Genomic DNA, 5,677 nt, shown 5'->3' on the forward strand with positions numbered 1-5,677 from the left:
GCTACGGCCCGAATCGCTGGAGCTGGAGGGCCTGGTCGTCGCGCTGACCAAGCAGGCGGCCTCGATCCGCGCGCGCCACAACATCGATGTGCAGAGCACGCTCTGCGCCGAGCCTGAGATCCCGATCGAGCAGAAAGAGGCGCTGTACCGCATCGCCCAGGAGGCGCTGCATAACATCGTCAAGCACGCGCACGCCACCCACGTCGAGCTAGAGCTGGCGGCGGACCGCGATCGGCTGGCGCTGACCGTGCGGGACAACGGCAGAGGCTTCGATCCGGCACAGTCGTTTCCGGGCCACCTGGGCCTGCGCTCGATGCACGAGCGCGCGGCGCGTCTCGGCGGCACGCTTGATGTGACGAGCACACCCGGCAGCGGCACCTCGATCCGCGCGCGCATGCCAGCCCAGCGGGCGACGGAGCGCTCCTAGCCGCAGCCCACGCCGCCAACGCAGACGCGCCGGAGTGTATATCCGGCGCGTGCGTGTTCATCGGCCTGTCGTTGGCAGCTACCAGCGCAGAGACGACATATTATTGTCCATGGTGGTGCCGGTGAAGCTGAACCAGCCCTGGCCGTAGCCCGGACTCATCGCGCAGCAGTAGTTCGTGCCGTAGTAGAACGTCAGGATGCCGCAATGATTGGCAAACGACGAAACACGGTTATCCCAGCCAAGCGCGCCCAGGTTGGGCACGCCACCGCCGCACGAGCCAACGGTGTCGTTGTTGTAGATGCTGAGCGTCGCGCCGTCCCACTTTCCGCCGTCAAACAACGTTGCCATCTTAATATGGCCTTGCGGAACGACGACCTCGTCCGCGCTGCTGTAGCACTGCATGTTCTGCTCCTCGCCCAGAACCACAACGCAGTGCTGCTCGGCTTTCTTCGGCGCTGCGGCTGTAACGCCGCCCGTCGCCAACGCCAGCGCGATCAGCGGCGCTATCATCTTGGTCAACCTCATGATCATGCTCCTTTCGCTCTGACTCTAACCAGGCCGACGCAGGCAGGCCATAGGAAAGGAGTACCAGGACAATCGTCAAAAATGGTTAAATGGCGTTTAATGAGTAATTGTTCGGAGAGCGATCACGCTCCAGCTCTGCGCGGAGCTGTGGACGCTTGAGAGCTGGTACTACTCAGGACCGCCGATCGCCTGGTGCTGAATCAACCATCTATCCTGTTTCAAGCTGGGCAGTGGCCCGTGTACCATACAGCCTGCTCGCGGTCCGAACGCACTGTCAAAGTCATCTTCCGACGCTCCACCGCTTAATGACAGGACCTACGCGGTCGCCGCTTCAAAGTGGGGATTTTAGCCTGCCGCAGCAGGTTACGGCGTTTATTCCGGTGGTCGGGAGCGCGCTACAGATGCACTCCCGACCACCCAACACGATGATCGACCACTTAGCTCACCCGGAGTGATCTATGACCCAATCAAGCTTGTCACCGCTTCCGGCTCGTCCGCCACGTGTCGGGCAGGTGCGCTACCTTGTGGCTTTCGGCGCTGGCCTGCTGCTGATCGTCCTTTCCTTTGTACGGTCTATGGTGAACGGCCCCGCCCCTGAAACCGCGCCCGATGACGCGATCGGTTTTCTGCTGCTGCTCGGCGGCATCCTGGCTCTGGTGGCTGGTGTGATTCTGGCGCTATCCTCGTGGTATCAAACCCGCCGCCTGGCACGCACCCTCGCCAGCAAAAAGCTGCTTGCATCCTGGATCGTAAGCGGCAATTCCTGGCAGCGCTATATCGAGGATCAGCGCGCCAGAGCCACGCGGGAAACGCTGCAATTCATCCTGATCTTAGTGGTGATTGGGAGCCTCGTAACGCTCTGGGACGTGTTTAGCTCAAGCTCACAGACGACGAGCACCGCTCAGGCATGGATCGACTTTGCCGCAATCATGGCAGTTATGAGCAGCTTCAGCGCGATCGGTTGGGCTGCCGCTCAGATCCGGCTGCGTCTCATGAAGCGGCAGGGCAGCGGCGCGATCTCTATCACGACCGACGGCGTGCTTCTGGATCGGCAGTGGCACTCCTGGCGCGGGTTGGGCCGGTGGCTGGACGGTGTGACGTATGAGTCAGCGCCCGACCACGTATTGATCTTTACGTACTACAGGCGCGGGCTTCGCTACAACCCCACCGGGGAAGAGCTACGGGTGCCCGTGCCGCCCCGACACGCGGCGGAGGCCAGGCAGGTCGTCGCTCGTTTCAAGCAAGATTGAGCCTTTACCGCCCCGACGCCCATACATCGCTCATCCGACCCGCCTGCGTGCTTAGCGCGCCGCTTCCCGGCGCAACTCCCACCTCAGCATCGGCGCTGCGGGCGGGCGCGGCTGCATGCCCAGGCGTTGCAGCACCCGGATCGAGGGTACGTTGTCCGCGAGGCACTCGGCGATGATCTGCTCGATCTGCGGCTGGGCGAAGGCCCACCGGACCAGCGCACGGGCTGCCTCGGTGGCGTAGCCTCGGCGCTGAAACGCTGGCAGCACGCCGTAGCCTATCTCGACCGTTCCGGCATCGGGCGGCCCTTTGAAGCCCGCGTCGCCGACGAGCGTGCGCGCCGAGTCATCGAGCAGCAGCCAGACTCCCCAGCCAAGCCAGGCGGGATCGCGCGCCAGGTGATCGGCATAAAACGGCAGCAGATCGCATAGATCCGGTGTCGGCCACGCGGCGGGCACGTGCGCGCCCACCAGATTTTCAAGCTCAGCGCGCTGGCTTATAGCCGCGCGCGCCATCTCCTCCGAACACGGCAGGAGTCGCAGCCGCGCTGTTTCAAGCTGAAGCACTCTGCATCCTTCCCGTTCGCTGCCCTGATAGAAGCGCCTTTATAGAAGCGCCTTTTTGAGATCAATAACAGATGCATCACTGCTGAGGCATCTCAACAGTGATGCATCTGGATGATTGTAACCGAGATCGGTGCTATGCTCGATGAAAGCGGCTCGCTCGGCCTACGGCATTCCACGATCGGGTGCGGCCATTATGTCGGGTGCTGAATCAGCTCTTCCACCTCGGTTTCATCAAGGCTCGTAATCTCCTCGATCAAAATCATCTCAATGGCGAATGCCATCTCACTGACCGTGGGCGCGTCGAAGATAATGGTGATCGGTACATCGGTCTGGAAGAAACGGCGGAGTCGCGCGATGATCTGGATGCCGATCAGCGAATTACCGCCCAGATCAAAGAAGTTATCGTGAATACCTATCTGTTCGATGCGCAGGACATCGCCAATGATATTGACGATCTCCTCCTCCACCTCGTTGCTCGGCGCGACGTACGGGGTACCAAGCGGGGGCCGGGGATAGAGCGGACGCGATTGGCGCTCTTCCTGAAGCTGCTTGAAGACCTCCGCAGCCGAGGATTTGCGGCTGAACTCGACCATCGCGAGCACGTCCTGGGTGGTGACGAAGACATGCGGCACGTCGTGGCTGAGCGCGCGCTGCAAGGCTTCGGCACCCTCATCGAAGCTGATGCCGTACGCGCGGCGTGTTGCAACCAGCATTGCGCGAACGTCTTCGGGAAAGCCGAGCAAGCCCTCCTGCCAGGCATCCCACAGCCACTCGCCCCAGCTTATCGCCACGGTCATGCCGTGATGATGATGGTATCTGCGGGCAAACGCATCGAGAAACGCATTCGCGGCGCAGTAGTCGGCCTGGCCCGGCCCGCCGCCGGTCGCCGATGTCACAGATGAGAAGAGCACCATGAAGTCGAGCGGAACCTCGCGGAGCGCCTGGCTCAAGGCCAGCGTCCCGTACACTTTCGGCGCGAGCACAGCGGCGGCGGCCTCGGTCGTCTTGCGCTGCATAATGCCGACACCCGGAACACCTGCCGCGTGAAGCACGCCGTTGATCGTGCCGAACCGGGCAAGGGCCTGATCGACCACAGCGCGCATCTGGGCGGCGTCAGCCACATCGGCCTGGAGGACCAGCACATCGGTGCGCGCTTCCAACTGCTGAACGATCTTGATGCGGCGGCCAGCGCCCGTGGTGGTATCGGCAGTTTCCAGGATCGTCGACCACTCCTCACGCGGTGGTAAGGGGCTGCGACCAACCAGGACGAGTCGAGCCTGGTAGGTGTCGGCGAGATGCTCGGCCATTGCCAGGCCGATACCGCCCAAACCACCGGTGATCAGGTACACGCCACCGGTACGCAGCCGGCTCGTATTTGACGCGGCGAGCGGCGACGGCTCGTAGGATTGTGCCCAGCGATGCGGCCCTCGCAGAGCCACGATCTGCTCGTCGTCGGACGCAAGCACTTCGGACACCACGCGCTGCGCGAAGGCATCGAGCGCACCATGATCGCCAGGCAGCACGATGTCGATGCTGCGGCTGCTCAGGTTCAGATATTCTTCCCGAACCATACGTATCGGGCCGAGCACGGTCGCTTTGGCTGGACAAAGCTGCTCGGTACCCGTCACTTCCTGCATCTCCGAGGAGATCACGCTGATGTGGCAGTGCTCCAGATCGACTTCGCCGAGCGCCTTGCATAGGGCGAATAGACTGTAGAAGCCATGATCAAGCAGGTTGGCAAGTCCGGCCTCCGTCTCGTCGGCTCCGTTGATTGGCGGCGTCACGTTCCACAGGTGGACGATCTGATCGGGTAGTTTCTGCTCGCGGCTCAACTCGCGCAGCAGCGCATCGTAGTCCTCGCGCTGGCTGGGGCGGATCGTGAAGCTGGTCGGGCCGGTGCGATCGAAGCCGGCTCCTGGGGTGACGGTGACAACGTGCTGCTGATGATGGTCCAGCCGACGTGCCACCGCCTGCCCGATGCCGCACTGGTCAAGGAACAGCAGCCAGCACCTCGGCTGCGCGAGCCGTTCCTGAACGGATGCGATCGTGATCGGGCTGCCGCGCTTCCAGGAGTGCATCGCAAACCAGTTCGTCAGGTCAGGCCGTCGTTCGGTCCGGCTTGACACCTGGACGCTGCTTTTTCCCTGCTTTGGCTCGATCCAGAAGCGCTGGCGCTCGAAGGGATAGGTCGGCAGCGCAATGCGGCGGCGCGTTTCGTCGGCGTAAAAGCCCTGCCAGTCGATCGGCACATCCAGCAGCCACAGCCGTCCCAGCGTCGTCAGCAGCAGCGCCTGATCGTCCTGCCGCTCGTGCCGTCCGCGCAGCGTGTGCAGAATGTGCGACATCCGCTCATGCGTGCAGGCAGGATGCTGCCGCGCGAAGAAGCCCAGCGTTTGGCCGGGGCCAACTTCCAGCAGCGCCAGGTCCGTCTGCTGCAACAGCTCACCCACGCCGTCGGCGAAGCGCACGGTCTGGACCATGTGCTGCGCCCAGTAGTCGGGATTGGTCGCCTGCTCCGCCGTGATCCAGGTGCCCGTCACATTCGAGACGTAGGGGATGCGCGGCGCGCTGAGCGTCAGGCGGCGGGCCAGGGCCGTGACCTGCGCGGCGATCGGCGCGAGCATGGTGGAGTGGAAGGCATGGCTGGTTTCGATCGGACGGCAGGCGATCTCGGCGGCCTCCAGGCGCGCGCTCACGGCGGCCAGCGCGGCAGGCGGCCCGGCGAGCACGCAGGCGGTCGGGCTGTTGACCACCGCCAGACAGACGCCGTCGCCGAGGTAGGGCTGCACCGCCGCCTCGCTGGCCGCCACCGCCAGCATCGCGCCTGCCGGAAGCTGCTGGATCAACTGCGCGCGCGTCGCCACCAGGCGCAGCGCATCCTCCAGCGTGAGCACGCCGCTGACGCAGGCCG

General features: G+C 63.7%; 5 protein-coding genes. 2 read left to right on the forward strand and 3 right to left on the reverse strand.

Features of this window, described 5'->3' with window-relative positions:
* A partial coding sequence (locus VFZ66_08820; protein ID HEX6289279.1) for an ATP-binding protein occupies window positions 1-427 on the forward strand: 427 nt, incomplete at its 5' end.
* Between the two features lie 78 nt (window positions 428-505).
* Here VFZ66_08820 and VFZ66_08825 read toward each other — a convergent pair.
* Window positions 506-952, reverse strand: a complete 447-nt coding sequence (locus tag VFZ66_08825) for a hypothetical protein (protein ID HEX6289280.1) — start codon at window positions 950-952, stop codon at window positions 506-508.
* A 458-nt stretch (window positions 953-1,410) separates the two neighbouring features.
* Between VFZ66_08825 and VFZ66_08830 the strand changes: the two genes are divergently transcribed.
* Window positions 1,411-2,202, forward strand: a complete 792-nt coding sequence (locus VFZ66_08830; GenBank protein ID HEX6289281.1) for a hypothetical protein — start codon at window positions 1,411-1,413, stop codon at window positions 2,200-2,202.
* 51 nt (window positions 2,203-2,253) lie between these two features.
* Here VFZ66_08830 and VFZ66_08835 read toward each other — a convergent pair whose 3' ends face one another.
* Both VFZ66_08835 and VFZ66_08840 read right to left on the reverse strand, forming a co-directional pair.
* Window positions 2,254-2,766 (reverse strand): GNAT family N-acetyltransferase, encoded by a 513-nt coding sequence (locus VFZ66_08835; protein HEX6289282.1) that lies wholly within the window; start codon window positions 2,764-2,766, stop codon window positions 2,254-2,256.
* A gap of 191 nt (window positions 2,767-2,957) precedes the next feature.
* The coding region (locus VFZ66_08840) for an SDR family oxidoreductase (protein HEX6289283.1) at window positions 2,958-5,677 on the reverse strand (2,720 nt) is incomplete at its 5' end.

Source organism: Herpetosiphonaceae bacterium (genome assembly GCA_036374795.1).
In the GTDB taxonomy this organism is placed as follows: Bacteria; Chloroflexota; Chloroflexia; order Chloroflexales; family Kallotenuaceae; genus LB3-1.

What these genes read in the sequence shown, in the direction of transcription:
- VFZ66_08830 (HEX6289281.1), top strand. Translation starts at nt 1,411, where the DNA reads ATGACCCAATCAAGCTTGTCACCGCTTCCGGCTCGTCCGCCACGTGTC.
- VFZ66_08825 (HEX6289280.1), bottom strand. Translation starts at nt 952, where the DNA reads ATGAGGTTGACCAAGATGATAGCGCCGCTGATCGCGCTGGCGTTGGCG.